16 protein-coding genes and 3 pseudogenes are annotated in these 16,963 nt (G+C 55.4%); 14 read left to right on the top strand and 5 right to left on the bottom strand.

Annotation, left to right across the window (positions count from 1 at the left end; translation table 11 throughout):
- Positions 1 to 6: 6 nt before the first annotated feature.
- The 3 genes and pseudogenes from QRN55_RS05100 to QRN55_RS05110 form a co-directional block, all read left to right on the top strand.
- Positions 7 to 1,953, top strand: coding sequence for a glycoside hydrolase family 127 protein (locus tag QRN55_RS05100; protein ID WP_284775377.1), 1,947 nt, complete (start codon positions 7 to 9; stop codon positions 1,951 to 1,953).
- 9 nt (positions 1,954 to 1,962) lie between these two features.
- Positions 1,963 to 3,081, top strand: coding sequence for an ABC transporter ATP-binding protein (locus QRN55_RS05105; protein WP_284775378.1), 1,119 nt, complete (start codon positions 1,963 to 1,965; stop codon positions 3,079 to 3,081).
- A gap of 179 nt (positions 3,082 to 3,260) precedes the next feature.
- Positions 3,261 to 3,880, top strand: a pseudogene (locus tag QRN55_RS05110) (hypothetical protein); the annotation flags it as partial.
- Here QRN55_RS05110 and QRN55_RS05115 read toward each other — a convergent pair.
- On the bottom strand, positions 3,867 to 4,070 hold the full coding sequence (locus QRN55_RS05115) for a cold-shock protein (RefSeq protein WP_111838649.1): 204 nt from the start codon (positions 4,068 to 4,070) through the stop codon (positions 3,867 to 3,869). The pseudogene QRN55_RS05110 and the gene QRN55_RS05115 sit on opposite strands and share 14 nt — an antisense overlap.
- Positions 4,071 to 4,606: 536 nt before the next feature.
- On the opposite strand from QRN55_RS05115, the gene QRN55_RS05120 reads away from it, so the two are divergent.
- Complete coding sequence (locus tag QRN55_RS05120; RefSeq protein ID WP_284775381.1) at positions 4,607 to 5,506, top strand: hypothetical protein; 900 nt, start codon at positions 4,607 to 4,609, stop codon at positions 5,504 to 5,506.
- A 521-nt stretch (positions 5,507 to 6,027) separates the two neighbouring features.
- Here the strand turns inward: QRN55_RS05120 and pdxR are convergent.
- Positions 6,028 to 7,515, bottom strand: coding sequence for a MocR-like pyridoxine biosynthesis transcription factor PdxR (gene pdxR, locus QRN55_RS05125; protein ID WP_284775382.1), 1,488 nt, complete (start codon positions 7,513 to 7,515; stop codon positions 6,028 to 6,030).
- 123 nt (positions 7,516 to 7,638) lie between these two features.
- Here pdxR and QRN55_RS05130 point away from each other — a divergent pair.
- The 4 genes and pseudogenes from QRN55_RS05130 (at position 7,639) to QRN55_RS24415 (ending at position 10,708) form a co-directional block, all read left to right on the top strand.
- Positions 7,639 to 8,252, top strand: a pseudogene (locus QRN55_RS05130) (cysteine peptidase family C39 domain-containing protein).
- Between the two features lie 32 nt (positions 8,253 to 8,284).
- A complete protein-coding gene (locus QRN55_RS05135) occupies positions 8,285 to 9,361 on the top strand; it encodes a D-alanine--D-alanine ligase family protein (protein ID WP_284775384.1) in 1,077 nt (358 codons plus the stop codon).
- Between the two features lie 2 nt (positions 9,362 to 9,363).
- Positions 9,364 to 10,248: a DMT family transporter gene (locus tag QRN55_RS05140; RefSeq protein ID WP_284775471.1), complete on the top strand. Its 885-nt coding sequence runs from the start codon at positions 9,364 to 9,366 to the stop codon at positions 10,246 to 10,248.
- Positions 10,249 to 10,507: 259 nt separating this feature from the next.
- On the top strand, positions 10,508 to 10,708 hold the full coding sequence (locus tag QRN55_RS24415; RefSeq protein WP_350225180.1) for a GNAT family N-acetyltransferase: 201 nt from the start codon (positions 10,508 to 10,510) through the stop codon (positions 10,706 to 10,708).
- 358 nt (positions 10,709 to 11,066) lie between these two features.
- Here QRN55_RS24415 and QRN55_RS05145 read toward each other — a convergent pair whose 3' ends face one another.
- Positions 11,067 to 11,402, bottom strand: a complete 336-nt coding sequence (locus QRN55_RS05145) for an AzlD domain-containing protein (RefSeq protein WP_111838642.1) — start codon at positions 11,400 to 11,402, stop codon at positions 11,067 to 11,069.
- On the bottom strand, positions 11,399 to 12,076 hold the full coding sequence (locus QRN55_RS05150) for an AzlC family ABC transporter permease (RefSeq protein ID WP_284775386.1): 678 nt from the start codon (positions 12,074 to 12,076) through the stop codon (positions 11,399 to 11,401). The genes QRN55_RS05145 and QRN55_RS05150 overlap by 4 nt, the downstream gene beginning before the upstream one ends.
- Before the next feature lie 68 nt (positions 12,077 to 12,144).
- Between QRN55_RS05150 and QRN55_RS05155 the strand changes: the two genes are divergently transcribed.
- On the top strand, positions 12,145 to 12,474 hold the full coding sequence (locus tag QRN55_RS05155; RefSeq protein ID WP_111838640.1) for an ArsR/SmtB family transcription factor: 330 nt from the start codon (positions 12,145 to 12,147) through the stop codon (positions 12,472 to 12,474).
- Between the two features lie 161 nt (positions 12,475 to 12,635).
- On the opposite strand, the gene QRN55_RS05160 is transcribed toward QRN55_RS05155, so the two are convergent.
- Positions 12,636 to 13,409: an SMI1/KNR4 family protein gene (locus tag QRN55_RS05160; protein WP_284775389.1), complete on the bottom strand. Its 774-nt coding sequence runs from the start codon at positions 13,407 to 13,409 to the stop codon at positions 12,636 to 12,638.
- Between the two features lie 268 nt (positions 13,410 to 13,677).
- On the opposite strand from QRN55_RS05160, the pseudogene QRN55_RS05165 reads away from it, so the two are divergent.
- The 5 genes and pseudogenes from QRN55_RS05165 to QRN55_RS05185 all read left to right on the top strand — a co-directional run bounded on the left by QRN55_RS05165 (position 13,678) and on the right by QRN55_RS05185 (position 16,552).
- Positions 13,678 to 14,144 (top strand): annotated as a pseudogene (locus tag QRN55_RS05165) (recombinase family protein).
- 157 nt (positions 14,145 to 14,301) lie between these two features.
- Entirely contained in the window at positions 14,302 to 14,640 is a 339-nt protein-coding gene (locus QRN55_RS05170; RefSeq protein WP_284775390.1) for a GrpB family protein, read from the top strand.
- Positions 14,641 to 15,247: 607 nt separating this feature from the next.
- On the top strand, positions 15,248 to 15,487 hold the full coding sequence (locus tag QRN55_RS05175; RefSeq protein WP_112500304.1) for a type II toxin-antitoxin system VapB family antitoxin: 240 nt from the start codon (positions 15,248 to 15,250) through the stop codon (positions 15,485 to 15,487).
- Positions 15,487 to 15,930, top strand: coding sequence for a type II toxin-antitoxin system VapC family toxin (locus QRN55_RS05180; protein ID WP_284775393.1), 444 nt, complete (start codon positions 15,487 to 15,489; stop codon positions 15,928 to 15,930). Before QRN55_RS05175 ends, QRN55_RS05180 begins: the two co-directional genes overlap by 1 nt.
- A gap of 415 nt (positions 15,931 to 16,345) precedes the next feature.
- Positions 16,346 to 16,552, top strand: coding sequence for a hypothetical protein (locus QRN55_RS05185; protein WP_284775395.1), 207 nt, complete (start codon positions 16,346 to 16,348; stop codon positions 16,550 to 16,552).
- Positions 16,553 to 16,963 lie beyond the last annotated feature (411 nt).

The raw sequence follows: 16,963 nt of genomic DNA on the forward strand, positions 1-16,963 counted from the left end.
GTTGTTATGTCCAGTTTCCCTCATGCTCAAAAGACAAAACCTGCAAAGACGCAGCGTTATGTCCCCGCTGACCATTCCCGCGTGGTCTTTAACGATGGCTTCTGGCAGAGCTGGACGGAGACCGTGCGCCGCGTCACCATTCCCAGTCAGCACCAAAGGCTGGATGAGGAGGGTTTCCTCGAAGTTCTCGATTTCGATAAACCAGCCGGCCCACTGGCCCGGCCTGTCCAGCCCAGTGGGCTGTCCATGCAGCATTTCTTCGATTCCGATTTTGGCAAATGGATCGAGGCCGCCAGTTATACGCTGAAAGCCCATCCCGATGCGGTGATTGAGGCTAAGATCGATGATATCGTCACGAAACTGGAAAAGGGGCAGATGGCGGATGGTTATCTGAATAGCTGGTTCATCCGCCGCGAGCCGGAAAAGCGCTGGACCAACCTGCGCGACCTTCATGAAATGTATTCGATGGGCCATCTGCTGGAAGGAGCCGTCGCCTATTTCGAAGCAACCGGCAAACGCCGTTTTCTGGATGTTATGATCCGCGCCGTCGACCACATCATCGATACGTTCGGCACCGAACCCGGCAAGCTGCGCGGCTATGACGCCCATGAGGAAATCGAGTTGGCATTGGTCAAACTCTACCGCGTCACGGGCGATCTTCGCCACCTGAAACTTGCCACCTATTTTGTCGATGAGCGCGGGCAGATGCCCTCCTACTACGATGAAGAAGCGCGCCAACGTGGCGAAAACCCTGAAGACTATGTCTACCAGACCTATGCCTATAGTCAGGCGCATATGCCGGTTCGAGAGCAGACGGAAGTTGTCGGCCATGCCGTGCGTGCCATGTATCTGTTTTCGGCCATGGCCGATCTTGCCTATGAAAATGATGATCCGGGCCTGAAGGATGTCTGCGATCGACTGTTCGACAACCTCACCGGACGGCAGCTTTATATAACTGGTGGCCTTGGGCCCTCCGCGTCAAATGAGGGTTTCACACAGGAATACGATCTGCCAAATGAAACGGCTTACGCTGAAACCTGCGCCGCAATCGCGCTTGGTTTCTGGAGCCACCGCATGGCGCAGACCGATCTCGACAGCAAGTTCACCGACATGCTGGAAACGGTGCTTTTCAATGGCGCGCTGTCCGGCATATCGCGTGATGGCGAGCATTATTTCTATGAGAACGTGCTGGAAAGTCACGGGCAAAATCGGCGCTGGAAATGGCATTATTGCCCTTGCTGCCCCACCAACATCGCACGCCTCATCACCTCGCTCGGTCAGTATTTCTATTCCGCCAGCGATAATGCTCTGGCTGTTCATCTCTATGGTGCAAACATCGCGGAATTGACAGTTGGCGACAGTTTTGTACGGCTCAAACAGGAAACGCGTTATCCTTGGGAAGGTGATATCGCGCTGACATTGTCACTCGAAAAGGCGAGCCACTTCACGCTCAAACTGCGCATTCCTGGATGGTGCCGTGATGCCAGTGTGATGGTGAATGGCAAAGCCGTTGACGTGAAGGCTACCACGACCAAAGGCTATGTCTCGATTGTGCGGGATTGGCAAAACGGTGACGAGATCCGTCTGTCCTTCGCGATGCCGGTTGATCGTCTCTATGCTCATCCCGCCGTCAGCGAAGATGGTGGGCGGGTGGCACTGAAACGCGGGCCGGTGGTCTATTGCGTTGAAGCTGCCGATATCGGTGGGGAACCGCAGCGCCTGCGCCTGCCATCAGATGCGCAGATCGACGCGCGATTTGATGAAAACCTTCTCGGTGGCGCCGTCGTTCTTGAGACGCAAGCCATTGAGGCGAACGCAGATGATTGGGAAGGGAACAACCTCTACCGCACTGCGCCGCCGCGCATGACACCAAGACACATCAAGGCAATTCCGTATCATCTCTGGGCCAATCGCACCGCTGGCGCGATGCTGGTCTGGTTGCAGGAAAAGTAGGAGCGGATCATGGCACGGTTACAATTGAAGAACCTCGTCAAATCCTACGGCATCTACGAGGCGGTGCGCGGTATCAATTTGGATATCGAAGATAACGAGTTCGTTGTTTTCGTTGGCCCTTCCGGCTGCGGAAAATCAACGACGCTGCGAATGATCGCCGGGCTGGAGCATATCACTGATGGCGAGATCACGATTGGCGATCGGGTTGTCAACCGGCTTGGGCCGGGCAAGCGTGACATTGCGATGGTGTTCCAGAACTATGCGCTTTATCCGCATATGTCAGTGCGCGAGAACATCTCGTTCTGCCTTGAGCAGCAGAAGCTTCCCAAATCCGATATAACAGCGCGTATCGATCGCGCCGCCGACACATTGCATATCAAAGACCTTCTTGACCGCAGGCCGGGCCAGCTCTCCGGTGGCCAGCGCCAGCGTGTGGCGATGGGCCGGGCAATCGTTCGCAACCCCAAAGTCTTCCTGTTCGACGAGCCGTTGTCGAACTTAGATGCCAAGTTGCGTGTGCAAATGCGCACGGAGATCAAGCGCCTGCACCAGTTGCTGCCGACCACGACCGTGTACGTGACACACGACCAAATCGAAGCTATGACAATGGCTGATCGCGTTGTGGTTATGAATGGTGGCTTGATCGAACAGGCCGGTCCACCACAGGAGCTATACCACCACCCAGCCAGCCAGTTCGTCGCTGGCTTCATCGGATCTCCATCAATGAATTTTGTCGATGCAACGCTTGTCGCGAAAACCACGGGGATGGCCTTGAAGCTGGTCGATGGTACGGAACTCGCAGTGCCCGCAGCGAGGGCCGTGGACTATGCGCGGTTTGCGGGAAATCCGGTGGTCTTCGGCATTCGGCCGGAATCGATATCGAGCCGCCAGGATCGTCCAGGGTTTGCGGATTTTGATGCGCGCGTCGATCTTGTCGAGCCGCTAGGTGCTGCCACCATGGTATATTTTAACATCGGCGAAATGGTTCTGTGCGCCACGGTCGACCCGGAGTGCGACCCTCGTGCAGGCCGGACTGCTTCGTTGTCGATAAACATGAACCACATGCATCTATTCGACAAGATTTCAGGTCGCTCGCTTACATTAAATAGGCCCGGGCGCGATGTATAACGTTTCGACGTTCCGAAACATTCGCATATTTCGGGGCAAAAGATTGACTATGAGACCAGAGAATAGGTTCGAGGGCCGCTACAAAAAACTGGGGCGTGATGGCTGATATCGCCTCAGTGTGTGCTGGACTTGCTGGTCACCGGCGACGACAACAAGCGACGAGCGCTCGATGTGGTCATAAGGCGTTGCGCGACGAGCCATTGCCGCTACAGACCGCTAGCAGAAGTCGATCGCCGAGCAGGCAGAGCCTGAAGTCGAGCTCCGGCAGATGACCTAAGGCCATAACGTTGTAGAGGACTTGCACCGCAGGTCTCGTTCGGGTTTGGCAGAAGCCGAGAAGCGCGAAGAGGGTCACGTCCATCACGAGCAAGCACGAGACAGGTGCAGCGAATGTCGTTGTTTGGCCGAGTCTCTTCGAGAAGCGGCGCCGCGTTGTACTCGGATCAAACATGATGGCTATCAACGGACGAATCCGGCGGGAAAGGGAGGTCGTGCACCTGGTCGCCCAGCAGCTATTCGCCTGTCTGTGGACTTCTCCGGTCTGGCTGACATGGATGTCGTGTTTAGAGCCCTATCCGGGCGCGGAGACAGGTTTGCTCACGGCTCGGCAGATGGCGGGGATTCTCAGCGATAGACAAAACCATTGCCCGAGGCGCGGGATTTTCTCGTGCCGGATTTGCACATAGACACGCTGAAGGTGAAAAGCCGGAACTTTCATCAAGCCCGTAGAGAGCGAGGCCAGCTTGGCGCTGTTCAGCGGTCAGGCTGGCCTCGCGGCCCGCAGGTCAGAGCACGCTAACGTTCTCAGCCTTCGATTTTCCGGTCTTGCGGTCCTGGCCAACTTCGAAAGTGACCTTGTCACCTTCTCTCAGGGACCCACCCTGCTGCAAGGCAGATACGTGAACGAACACGTCCGTTCCACCATTCTCAGGCGTAATGAAGCCAAATCCCTTGTCGTCATTGAAAAATTTAACTGTACCGGTAGCCATGAGAATTCCTTTTAATGTCCTGCAGCCACTTGACCCGCAGTAGGCTTTTTATCGCTCGTTTGCCTAACCGGCAACCTCCAACACCAAGATAGTTGCATCGAATTTTTTTGCGGACTGCTGATCGACTATTTGGCCGCGTTGACAGCCTCCTCAAGCGCTTCAATACTCTTCATAACAGCTTCGAAGCCAAGTGGGTTTGTAAAGATCATCGCTGACATTCTATCGTAGTCAACGGCGAGTTTCTTGCGCATATCGGGTGTCGGCACGCCTCTGCGAGTTCGGGGCCCGCATTTCTGGCGGCATCTTCGGTCCGGGTGTCGGGATTGGCTTGCGCAAACTGGATGAAAAACTCGTCAACGATATAATCATGCGCTCGACGCACTCAAGAAAGACGGAAGTCTGAAAACAATCAGCATGAAATCGTTCGGTATCTCATTGACCGATGATCAGCCATTGCGGCTATTGCAAATTTACCTATTCTGCAACTTCGAGAATAGCAAAAATTTTTACGGAGACTCGGACAAGGGAGCCTACTTTTGAAAGCGTACGACCTTGAGATGCTCCCACGTCAGGCGGAGCCGGGGCCTGATTGCCATGGATGGGTGTTCGGCTTGCCGCCCGGTATCACACGGGAACAGTGGCCGCTCGATCCGAACAATGGCTACCCGCTGATGCACGGCTTCACCTTGTTGCTGCCGGAAGATTATCGCGTCCATGGATCAGAGAATGTCGCATTGAGCTTCTTTGCGACAGCACCTGATCATTGCGACGGGGCGTTTTTCGAAGTCGAAGGTGTGCGCTCCGAGGTCGAGGCGATGCAGGATCATTCCCGGCTTCATCGTATGCAGGATATTCTAGGGTGCGAATATGCGCTGATCCTGCTGACGCAACTCGAATTTTACGGCAGACTCTGTCAGCCGCCAGAACCGCTTGTCGAGACCAATCGAAAGCCGGATTGGATGACGATGGGAGCGGCAGCATCATATTGGAAAATGACTGGCTTGAATCAATATGAGCAAGAGAGCCAGCTTAAGCTGACCTTCGGTGGGAAACCGCCGCCCGATGTGACGTACAATCGGGCTGTTCGCTGGACACCCCGTAATAGCGATCCCAATGCCGGCGTGCCGCCGCGCGAGAGTTGGGCGTGCGACAGCGAAGGCTATCAGTCTTACTTCTATTGGGCCGAAGATCCGACGGCGATCTCAACTGACACCGAGGAAGGACGTCAGCGCATTCAGGATGCGTTTCGGATACACGATTGGGCGAAGGACCATAAGGATGCGCATATAGGTGGCACGATGCGGCCGGTGCAGAACATCCCGGCGTTCAGCCCATACTACGTTGAATTTGATGAGTATTTCGGTGGGTACAACTTTGGCGGCGGTAACGCCCAACTCGATTTCCGTGACATGAAGTTGGATTGGGCGTGTGGCTGACGAAAGTGCCAACGGCAGTCGTCGACCATCCAGCTACGGACTGTCTCGCTCGGAACCCGCAAGCAACATCACGCTCGACCACTTTCTCGTTCACCAGAGTCCGTCCAAAATCTGGACGCTCATAATGGTGGGCGAACTAGACGATTGGGGACCTCCTGCTAAATGTCAGGAGAGGTTGACCCACTTGAGTGGCAGAAGCCCTGAGATACGGCTTGTAGTGTATCCAGGTGCCTTCCATGACTTCGATGTCCCTACGGCAAAGTCTGGCACTGTCTACTTTGGTCATCAGCTGCAATAAAGCGCCTCTGCGACGGCGCAAGCGGCCAAGGATGTCGATGGCTTCCTGTGGAAGGAGTTCGACACTAGCCTGCTTGGCTTCGCTACGGCCGCAATGTGCCAACTGCTGCCTTGGCAGCTTCGCGCCGATACCGGACATTGCGACTGCCGCAAAACTCCGTATTCTGCGACGTCGCTAAAGTCAGGAAAACAAGTGTCGCTATAATCGGGACTTTTGCGAATCCTTACAACTTGAAAGCCTCAGCCAGAAGCCGCGTTCCTCTGTCGGCTTCCTGTACTGAAAGCCCTGAAAAACCGAACATCAATCGCGACGTATCAGACGACGTGACGTTCATCCGGGAAAGCGGCATAACGACGACGCCTTTGCTCAGAGCGGCCTGTGAGATAGCGGTATCGCTCGTCCACGCACCTGTGCTGCGAGCAGTCATGTTAATTCCCTGGTCTGGTATTCCGACGTCAAGATACTCGTTGACGCGATCCTTCAGTAGCTCGGCAAGCAGATCGCGAGAAGCGCGGAGCCTCTCTCTAAGCCGCCGCAGATGCGCAGGAAAATATCCCTCGTTCAGAAAATCGGCGACGACACGTTGCTGGAATGTCGGCGGGCAGCGATCAAGTGCTGGCCGTATTGCCCTGAACACCGGCACAAGGTCGACCGGAACGACGAGGTAGCCGAGACGCAGGCTCGGCAGTAGCGCCTTGCTGAACGTGCCCGTGTATAGGACACGATTGGCCTGATCGAGCCCTTGTAGCGATGCGATCGGATGCCCCTCGTAACGAAACTCGCTATCGTAATCGTCTTCGACGATCCAGCAGCCTTTCTCCCGCGCATAGGCAAGAAGCTCCAGCCGGCGCGGCAGGGAAAGAACGGAGCCGACCGGATACTGGTTTGAGGGCGTGAGATAAAACAACGCCGGCGGCTCCAGTTGGTTGTCCGATAGGCTTTCGGTTATGATGCCATCGTGATCTACCGGCAACCCGATGATCTTTGCGCCATTGAGCGCCAGACATTGTCGGGCGGGTGGGTAGCAAGGGTCTTCGACAATGACGGCATCACCGTGCGAAGCCAGGACGCGAAAGGCAAGATCGAGCGCCTGTTGCGTTCCAGCGGTAATGAACAACTGCTCGGCCGTGCACCGTACACCACGCGATACAGCCAGATGCGCAACGATCGCGGCCCGCAAGTCTGGTTCCCCTTGGATGTCGCCATAGCCTTCGAAGGCGTAATTCATGTGTCTGCCGGCAATGCGGTTCAAGAGGCCCGCCGTGCGGGCATCATGCGCGATACGGCCCGTCACGAATGGCAACATTTTTTGCGGTTCGAGGCTTGGTCCCCAGTTTAGAACCATAGTAGCTGCCTTCGAAAGGCTGCGGCTGGTCGCTTCTGCCAACCCATCTTTGTGACCACGCTCACCAGTTTCTAGAACCGGGTCGGAAGCGCTCCGAATGATAAACGTGCCGGAGCCATGCCGTGCGGCGGCATAGCCTTCGGCAATCAGGATTTCATATGCTTCCGCAACCGTCCCCCGAGACAGCCTCCATTCTTGAGAGGCAAGGCGGGTGGAAGGTAGCCGCTGCCCTGCCTTCAATTGTCCATCGGCAATCGCCTCACGTAGCGCAAGATAGAGCTGCCGGGCCAGGGATGCAGATGCAGACGGGTCGACATTGGGCTGGAAGCCGGCAGATGGGCTCTCTCTACGCCTTTTCAGCTTCATCTTCCTGCTCTCAAGTAGCTCGATGTCATCATCTAAAGTGGCCCTTTATTTTGATCTATTTTTGTACTCCTATTGATCCACTTTTCCAAGTCAATACGCGAACCAGAGAAATTAGGGTCGGGAATGCCAACGAACAACGTGCCTTACTTCAGTCAGTGGAAAACGCCCGAAATGACGTCGCCTGTTGTTGCAAAGGGACCGGCGCCTTGCTGGATGATCCGCTTTGGCAGCAATCCGGAGCTCAGACGGTCGAGGAATACGCGCAGTGGGCTACCAATCTTTGCGGCATGGCCTGCCTGAAGATGATCCTCGCAACGCGAGGCGAGACTTACCCCACGTTTGAGCTTCCCCGCGCCTGCGCCCAGCACGGCGGCTATGTCGTCAATGAAGACGGAGCTTCCATGAAAGGGCTGATCTACGCGCCGTTTGTCGAGATGGTTTCCAGCCGTTTCAAACTGAAAGCCGAAATCATGACAGGTTTCGAGGCGGCGGCCATCTCGAAGCTTCTGTCGCGCTGGCAGTTTTTCATCGCATCGGTGCATCATTCGATCCGTTGGCCCGATCAGGGTCCGCCCTCAAAGGGCGGCCATCTGGTGCCGATCACGTCGGCCTCTTCGCAAGCTATCTGTTTTCATAATCCATCCGGCCATAATCGAGCGAGCCAGACAGACGCCATACTGCCGCTCGATGTCTTTGATCGGTTCTTTGCCGGTCGGGGGATCGCCGTAAGTTTGTAACACTGCTTTCAAAGCCAATCCCTGGAGTTTCTATGCCTGTTCGTCCCACCAGATTGCGCATTGCAGTCCTTTTCGGCGGTCGCTCTGCCGAACATGACGTCTCTGTCCTTTCAGCGACCAATGTCATCAATACTCTGGCCCCCGAGAAATACGATGCAGTTCCAATCTTCGTGACGCGCGAAGGGCGCTGGCTTTTGAGCAAATTCGAGAGCGATGCGCTATTCCAGCCTGAAATCGGCACACAGCTCTCTCTTGTCCCTGGAGGACGGGGGCAAATGATCGCGATTGGGACGGATGGCCACATCAGCGAAGCTGGAAGGATCGATATCCTTTTCCCGGTTCTGCACGGGCTCTATGGTGAAGATGGCTCTGTTCAGGGCGTCGCGGAAGTGGCGCGAGTGCCGCTTGTCGGATGCGGGATTCTTGGCTCTGCGACGGCGCTGGACAAGATTATCGCCAAGCGCTTATTCAAAGCTGCCGGTCTGCCCATTGCAAGATCCGTAACGATTAGCGCGGGGCGAGCACCTGAATTCGCAGCGCTCGAAAGCGAGCTTGGGCTCCCTCTGTTTATCAAGCCGGCCCGGCAGGGATCGTCAGTCGGTGTCAGAAAAGTTTCGGGAAGTCAGGAGTTCATGCCAGCGCTGGCCGAGGGCTTCCGTCATGACCGCGACCTGTTGGCTGAAGAATTCATACAGGGTCGCGAAATCGAGTTCAGCGTTCTCGAATATGCTTCGGGCGAATTATTCGTGTCCCGCTCCGGTGAGATCACTCCCGCCGAAAGTCATGGTTTCTACAGCTACGACGCAAAATACATCGATGAGGACGGGGCGGCGCTCAAAGTTCCGGTCGAGCTGCCGGACGAGGTGGAAGCACAAATGCAGGATATGGCTGCCAGGGCATTCAGGGCTCTCGGCTGCGATAGCATGGCGCGCGTCGATTTCTTCCTGACGTCGGATATGAGGTTCGTCATCAATGAGGTGAACACCATTCCGGGCTTCACCAATATCAGCATGTATGCAAAGGCAATGGCCGCGAGCGGCGTGAGCTATGCAGAAATTATAGACCGCCTCGTCGAACACGGGCTAGCGCGAGCGGGCCGGGCCGCATGACCATGCCAGCGACGAGAACTGATCCAACGATGCATGTTAGCGGGTGGGTCAACGGATTCATCGGCGTCGTCATTTTCAGCGGGTCCCTGCCGGCAACACGGGTGGCGGTACAACAATTCGATCCGGTATTCCTGACTGTCGCGCGCGCCGCGATCGCCGGCGTACTTGGCCTAGGTCTGCTGCTTCTGTTTCGAGAGAAACGTCCAACCCGGCGCGATCTCGCGTCGCTTATCGTCATCGCCCTGGGTGTAGTGGTCGGATTTCCATTGCTGACGGCGCTTGCCTTGCAGCAAGTGACATCCGCCCATTCGATCGTGTTCATCGGCCTTCTTCCACTATCGACGGCCATCTTCGGCGTGTTGAGAGGTGGAGAACGCCCGAGGCCAGCGTTCTGGCTATTCTCGGGCGTGGGAAGCGCGCTGGTCGTCGGCTTTGCCGTGGCGCAGGGACTTGCGGCCTCACCAATTGGCGACCTCCTGATGCTGGCGGCAATTATCGTGTGCGGACTTGGCTATGCCGAAGGGGCGAAGCTGTCGCGGGTTCTTGGAGGATGGCAGGTCATCTCATGGGCGCTTGTGGTGTCGCTTCCCATTATGCTCGCCCTGTCATTCCTCGTCATGCCCGCGTCCTTTGCCCAGATAGAAATGCCGGCATGGATCAGTCTCGCCTATGTTTCCCTGTTCAGCATGGTGATCGGATTTGTGTTCTGGTATAAAGGACTGGCGCAAGGCGGCATCGCCGCCGTCGGCCAGTTGCAACTCCTCCAACCGTTTTTCGGCCTGGCGCTAGCTGCAACCATCCTTCACGAGACGGTCACGTGGCTCATGTTGCTGGTCACGGTCACGGTGATCTTGTGCGTCTTCGGTGCGCGACGGTTTGCGAGGTAGATATGGATATCCAAATCTCAGCCTTAGACCTCGCGAACCGAGGCCATTTTACGGAAATACTGGAGGAAGCGCGAACTTGATAGAGATCAAACGGTTCCGAGGGTTTGAACTATTCGTTCGATGACGAGTGGCTTTTCCACGGATCGAGCGCAGCGAGCTCTTTCTCGGACTTGTAGGACACAAACCTGTCGCCGCCTTCCGCATTCTCTGGGAGGATCGGCCCTATTGGGGGATACGAGAGGTCGGGGACAGCATCTAACTGCACGCTTTTGCCGTTCGCCAGAACAAGGCAGGAACTGGCATTGGTGAGGCGATCACTGCAAAAGTCGTCAATATGGGCACGGAGCGCAGGCGAGAAAAAATCAGGCTCGATTGCTCCCTCTCCGGTGCGCGGCTAATTGCTTGGTATGAGCGGAATGGCTTCATATCTGTCGGAACAATCTTCATGACAGGAAGATGATGAACCTGATGGAACGCCCAATCTCGCAAAAATCCTGACTTTTGCCTCAAAATCGCTGGCGTTAAAAGATCAAGGAAATTTCTGTCGCAAAAGTCGATCGCAAAAAGCTAACTTTCGCGACTGATTTCTACGAAGGGTTTGAATGACCGAAAGCGACCGATAGTGTGGAAAAATTCGCCGCGCATCACTTCTCACCTTTAGACTAGGAATACCTTTCCAGAATTCCATCGTTCATGGGAGTTGTAGCGCCAAGCCCGTTTCGTTGGGCGATATCATGCAAAAACCCATTCTACGCCTTGCCGGACGGATTAGCCCGACAGACCCATTGCCTGACTTTTCCATACTATCGATCCTTGCCCTAAGGCAGCAGCAAAAGCGCGTATGCGCCGGTCGCGAAAAGAACCGTGGCCAAGACGTATCCGGTACGGACGACGACGAGGCCGGCAATGACGAGTAGGGTGCAGATCAGGAGTGTCTCGGAAGGGGCCGCGTGGACGAGCATTGTAATGTCGTTCCTACCGAAGGCCATGGTAAAACACATCGCGCCCAGCATGGCTTGGCTGCTGTAATTCAGGAACCGGTAGAGAACGCTACGGGTATCCTGCAACGACGCAATATGCCCGAACGCGATGGGCAGGACGCGGAACAGGAGCGCGGTTCCGCCCGAAAACAGAATCAATGTCCAGACACTCATGCTCGCGAATTCTCCCGCTGTTCATGCAGGACAACCAAGGCGCCGATCAGAAAGGGGCCGAGGAGGATCGCCAGACCGTCGAGGAGCCACAGGAACACTGGCATCGCCCCCAAGCCGATCCAGAAGGACGATACGTCGGCACGTTTGGGCCAAAGGCGCGCGTTCAGCGCAACGAACAGTATGGCGAGCGCGAAGGTGATGAGCGGCTTGACCGCATCCTCGGGCACATGGGGTGTTGCCAGGTATCCAACGGCGGTTGCGATCACGGCGACGGCAAACAGCCATACTCCCATGCTGCGGAAGTAGCGAACCGGTTCGTCGTGTCCTCGACGAAAGGTCGAAAGGCATACCGAAAGGATGGAAGGCACTATCAAATGCATCCATGCCGCCGACCCCATTCGACGGCTGGGTGCGATGTAAGGCATGAGGCTGGCTGTCATCAACGCAAACCTGGCGTTGAGAGCGAGGATAACGGGAACCAGGGCAACACCGTCCTGAAGGTTCTGGACCAACAGGATTTGTAGCGGGCTCGAGTAGATCAGGAACGAAGCGACCAACGCCTGCGCCAAGCTCAGCCCCTCTGCGAGGGAGAGAATGCCGAACGACAGGAAGATGAGGCCGTTGAGAATGCCGATGGGTGCGAAGTCCCGCAGCATCTGGGATCGAGCGGTCATGGAGCATTGCCCTTTCCCCTGCGACGAGGTATAAAGATAGGATAATAACTATATAGGAGAATACCTATATGGAGGAGCCTAACCCGTCAAGCCTGGCCTTCCTGCGCGCCATATCGAACGATAAGCGGCTTTTGATCGTGCAGTGGCTTTTGAACCCGGCGGCGCATTTCCCGCCACAAAGGGACGGTGATCTGGTCGAGGACGGGGTGTGTCTAGGGGCGATTGTTCGGAAAATCGAGCTAAGGCAGCCGACTGTCACAGGGCACCTGAAGATTTTGGTAGAGGCCGAGCTGGTTCACTCAAAGCCCATCAAAAACTGGGTGTTTTACAGGGCCGACAAGGCCGCAATCACGGCAGCTGTTTCGAAACTCAGCACTATGCTCTCACCGGAACAATAGCTGCCGGCAACCTCCACCTTCTGCACTGGGTCCTTGATGCGGACGCTCGTTTTTCCACCCATTTCAGTCGCCCGAGTTTTCGCAAACTCAGGATTTTTTGCGACGAAGGTGAGAGTCGGGGTTTGGCCCGCCCCGGTCAATGAGTTCGGTTCAAACCAAGCTCACGCGGCCCGGTTCTGCAGGTAGAGGCCTCGAAAAAACACAGCCATGTTTGGCCACCAGAAAGTAAACTCATCTGTTTCCCACCCGGCCAAAGGATCGTCATTGTATTTGCTGAAAAAAGCTTTGCAGACGCGTGGCGACGTACCTTGGCGATAGTCCAGCAAAACAGCTTGGCTACCGGCACAGGCAATAGCAATCAACCGTGGATCAAGGTTGCTGCAATCCAACCTGCCGAGATCGAGCTCCTCCCATTCCACAGGTAGAAGATCGCGTAGAGGCGCGACATCCTCCAACGCCAGATATTGATGGGCTGATTGGGGAATGGGCACAATATCATCGTTCTGTGGGTTGTTCCTGTCTCCCCAAAAAAGGGTACCCACCCAACCGCCGTTGAAATGTTTGTAGACGTCGCGCCACGGCAGTGGCAGACGAATTCCCAGCCGCTCTTCGTGCGCAGCAATCTGTGCCTCGGTCAGTCTTCCGCTCTCTTTTACGCCAACCCGCCTTTGCCAGATACGGTTCTTTATCAATTCGGGATCGGTCTCGTTCTCGATCACCGTGTGCTGGTTCAGGTGCCAAGTAAATATGTTGTCCACATCGACACGCGTAACCGGCTGTTTCAGTTGCTTTTTCTCACGGCGCATATCGGGATTTACGGGGCGCCAATTCACGGCCGATTCGCGATCGCTCTTGCGCTCGTCCAGCATGCTAAGGAAAAGCCGCTCTGTCTCAGCTTCCTCTGAAGTGGGCGAAGAGGATGTAGGTTTCGTCATTTCCGTAGACTCCTTTCTGATAGAAATTGACCAGCAACTTGCCACGTCTCGAGCAAGCTGTCGCAGATGGTCGCCGCGCTATCGCGTAATTCCCAATTAAAGCGGCACTTGTTTATTGCTTCTGCGACGTCGCAGAATAGGGAATTTTGCGACAGCCGCAAAGTCCGGTGTTGGTGCAAGCTGGCGAGCGGCTTGGCTCAATTAAACAAAAGTCTGTTTTGGACAACAATCGCCCCATACAAATCAAGGCTTTCCGGCAGCCAAATCTATGGGGGTTCAATTGGGACAGCGCTCCGCAATTTATTGCCGTGTTTCCACTGCCGATCAGTCATGCGAACGGCAGGAGCGTTACCTAACGGCGTTTGCAGGACGCGCCGGTTACGACGTCACTGGAATCTTCAAAGCAACAGGTTCCGGCGCGAAGCTAGATCGAGCCGAATGCCGCAAGATCATGGCGCTTGCCCAGGCCGGGCAGATCGATATCATTCTCGTGACCGAGCTTTTTCGATGGGGCGCTCGACGATCGACCTCCTCAACACGCTGAGCGAGTTGGAAAGCTGGAAGGTGTCCGTTATCGCGATGAACGGCATGGCGTTCGACCTGTCGTCTCCGCACGGCCGGATGCTGGCCACCTTTCTCTCTGGCATTGCCGAATTCGAGCGGGATTTCATCAGCGAACGGGTCAAATCCGGTCTGGCAGCGGCGAAGGCACGGGGCAGAAAGCTCGGCCGATAGACCAGGGTGCGCCAAAGTCGGACCGCCTCACGCCGAAAGTGATGGCGATGATTGCAGAGGGGCGCAGCTACCGCTGGATCGCGCATGATCTCGCCATCAGTAAGAAGACTGTGGTCGATATCATAAAACGGCATCGTCCGAGCGATGGAAAAACGGCATGAGCTTTATCCGACGCCGGTCCACTGAAGTCGTAGATTACGATCCAGTGTGGTCAAAGCTATTCGAGGAAATTCGCGCGCGGATAGAACTGCTGCTGTTGGGACTAGTTACTGAGATCCACCATATTGGCAGCACGTCCGTACCCGGTCTTTGTGCCAAACCGAAAATAGACATCGACATCATCTTCCGTCAGGCCGCCGAGATCCGAGAGGGCATTGCACGAATGCAGGCAACGGGTGACTACACACGTTCCATGGCGAACTGTATCAGGATACAGGTGGGTGTCTACCACGAGCCAAGTCTCTCCCGGTCAGAGGCTTTATCTATCTGCGCCTGAGCATCCCGACCATCTGCACCGAATCCTCTTTCGCGACTACCATGCCGCCATCCAGAGGAGGCAGCAACCTATGCTACCTTGAAATAAAGGCTGGCGGACGAGGCGGTCAACGATTGGGACCACTACACGGGAGGCAAGGGGCGCTTTGTCACCGAATCGTGAACCGAGCAATGGTAGAGAACTCGGTGAAAATCGGGCGTTAAGTTGAGAATATAGCGATTGGAAGCTGCAAGGCGAGCTTGACGGGTCATTTCGCCATCAGCAGGAACTGACCCTTATCTATAGCTTGGAACCCGTATCGGAGAATTCCCAAGCCTTGAAGCCCTCGTCGACGCTGTTCGGGCAGAAGGGTTTGAGTTCGTCGGATTGAAGCAGGATCACATCGTTGCAATGCTCAAAAAGGCGAGCAAACTTCATCCGCCAAGCGCTGGACGAACGTGCGGGAATTGTCTTTTAGGCACAGCGGTTTCACTGTTCAGGCGCATCGAGCGCCTGACACTGAACCAAGGGGAGCCCACGCCCCTCCCCTCGAAACTCGTTCCCACCCGAATTTATATAGCGAGGATATGAAAATCGGGATATTATAATATCCTCGAAAGGATATGTTATGCCTCTATACATCAAAGACCCCGAAGTGGATCGCCTCACTGATGAACTGATCGGCCTCACCAGAACAAGCAAGGTTGATGCAGTGAAGACCGCGCTTATGCGCGAGATTGCTAACCGCAAGGCAAAGCTGCCGATCCGCGACCGCTTGTCCAAATCTCTTGCGATGGCGCGAGAGGCTGGCCCGTTTGCCCCCGGCGATCACAAACGCGAAACTGATGAAATGTGGGGCGAAGAATAATGCTTCTTATCGATGCCTCAGTCATCGTCGCCATTCTTTCAGAGGAAGACGACGCGGCGTTTCTTATCGACCGTCTGGAAAAGGACGGCGGCCCGTTCTATGTCTCGCCGGTCGTGCGCGTCGAAGCAACACTGTCATTGACCCGCCGACTGACCGAAACCACCGGCAAGGACAAGCCGGCCACGCCGGAAATGATGGACGCCGCCCGTCGCACTGTCGATCAGTTCGCCGCCGATCTGGACTGCAAGGATGCGATGATTTCCGCAGAAGTTGGCAATAAAGCGCTCGATGCGGCCCTACGATTTGGGAAGATCATGAACCATCCGGCAAAGCTCAACATGGGCGATTGCTTCGCCTATGCCTGTGCAAAGGCCTACAGGACGAAGGTTGCCTTTAAGGGCGAGGATTTTGTCCATACGGACATCGGTTGGCAACATCATTGATTGTTCTGCCCTGTCCAAGGTCGGAAATTAGCTCATAAAAATCAGCATTGCGATCCGAACACAACGATGATCACGATCATGTCCGGTTAACCTTTCGCAACGCGTTGAAAGGGCCAAATGGAGTTCAAGCAAGACCAGTTCTTTCAAGCGGTTGCATCCCGTAAAATTCCACGGGTTAGGATCGCCGGTATCGCCATCGCTGACGATGCTGTCCTCGTCCAGCAACCCGCAGGTGATCCCCATTCGTGCTACGCATTCATCGGCGGTGAATATAAGGTCGGAGGCGCCTTTGAGACACTCCTTTGAGACACTCCTTCGAGCGCGGTTCGAAGAGGAAACAAATACCAGCACGGTCGAGGCGCAATATCTCTTCTGCGTCGAAAATCATTTTCGATATAAAGGGAACTTGCCCGGCATGGCAGGGTCGTGCCTGTCGCTGATGTATGCCTCCCTCGGCGACAGGGTCTACTATGGGACGTTGAAGGATGTCTTCTGCGAGGCCGATAATCTTCTGCGGAAGAGGTTTGCGGAAATGACACTTGCTGACGTCGCTAAGAGTTTCACCAAGATCAGCGAGCATGCTGGCAGCGCGCGTTGCGTGTCTTCGGTTGCTTACTCCTGAGATTGCGTCTGGACTCAGCGCGGAGCATAGGTCGACATTAGGTGCCGAAGTCATCGAAACTGATAGCCCTATCGATACATCCAGAATTGGCGTTTAGTCGTTCCAAGTAGAACCAGCAAGTCGACCAGCGGGCCTGCATCATTGGTCCGTGAACTGATTCCACCGAACCGAGTTAATCCTGGACCAAATGACGACATCATTCCGCTCACTTAGGTCGCTTTCTTTAGGATAGACTTGTCATAACTTTTCTCCTCCCTTCGCGCAGAAACTTTGACTGAGCGTTTCTGCTGCCTGCCCTGCGGAGGCTATTTTTAGCCTGCTGCCAAGCGGCCATGAGTTGATCCCACGGATAGACATTGATTGAATGATGTAGAGCGCAACGTTGTATCCAGCCAAGTTAAGAGCTCACTC

This window comes from Agrobacterium sp. lyk4-40-TYG-31 (assembly GCF_030209855.1).
Taxonomy (GTDB): domain Bacteria; phylum Pseudomonadota; class Alphaproteobacteria; order Rhizobiales; family Rhizobiaceae; genus Agrobacterium; species Agrobacterium vaccinii.

Excerpts from the sequence above, each read along its gene's own strand:
- QRN55_RS05100 (WP_284775377.1), top strand. The coding sequence starts at position 7 with ATGTCCAGTTTCCCTCATGCTCAAAAGACAAAACCTGCAAAGACGCAG.
- QRN55_RS05105 (WP_284775378.1), top strand. The coding sequence starts at position 1,963 with ATGGCACGGTTACAATTGAAGAACCTCGTCAAATCCTACGGCATCTAC.
- QRN55_RS05115 (WP_111838649.1), bottom strand. The coding sequence starts at position 4,070 with ATGGCTACCGGTACAGTTAAATTTTTCAATGACGACAAGGGATTTGGC.
- pdxR (WP_284775382.1), bottom strand. The coding sequence starts at position 7,515 with ATGAAGCTGAAAAGGCGTAGAGAGAGCCCATCTGCCGGCTTCCAGCCC.
- QRN55_RS05135 (WP_284775384.1), top strand. The coding sequence starts at position 8,285 with ATGCCTGTTCGTCCCACCAGATTGCGCATTGCAGTCCTTTTCGGCGGT.
- QRN55_RS05140 (WP_284775471.1), top strand. The coding sequence starts at position 9,364 with ATGCCAGCGACGAGAACTGATCCAACGATGCATGTTAGCGGGTGGGTC.
- QRN55_RS05145 (WP_111838642.1), bottom strand. The coding sequence starts at position 11,402 with ATGAGTGTCTGGACATTGATTCTGTTTTCGGGCGGAACCGCGCTCCTG.
- QRN55_RS05150 (WP_284775386.1), bottom strand. The coding sequence starts at position 12,076 with ATGACCGCTCGATCCCAGATGCTGCGGGACTTCGCACCCATCGGCATT.
- QRN55_RS05155 (WP_111838640.1), top strand. The coding sequence starts at position 12,145 with ATGGAGGAGCCTAACCCGTCAAGCCTGGCCTTCCTGCGCGCCATATCG.
- QRN55_RS05160 (WP_284775389.1), bottom strand. The coding sequence starts at position 13,409 with ATGACGAAACCTACATCCTCTTCGCCCACTTCAGAGGAAGCTGAGACA.
- QRN55_RS05170 (WP_284775390.1), top strand. The coding sequence starts at position 14,302 with ATGAGCTTTATCCGACGCCGGTCCACTGAAGTCGTAGATTACGATCCA.
- QRN55_RS05175 (WP_112500304.1), top strand. The coding sequence starts at position 15,248 with ATGCCTCTATACATCAAAGACCCCGAAGTGGATCGCCTCACTGATGAA.
- QRN55_RS05180 (WP_284775393.1), top strand. The coding sequence starts at position 15,487 with ATGCTTCTTATCGATGCCTCAGTCATCGTCGCCATTCTTTCAGAGGAA.
- QRN55_RS05185 (WP_284775395.1), top strand. The coding sequence starts at position 16,346 with ATGGCAGGGTCGTGCCTGTCGCTGATGTATGCCTCCCTCGGCGACAGG.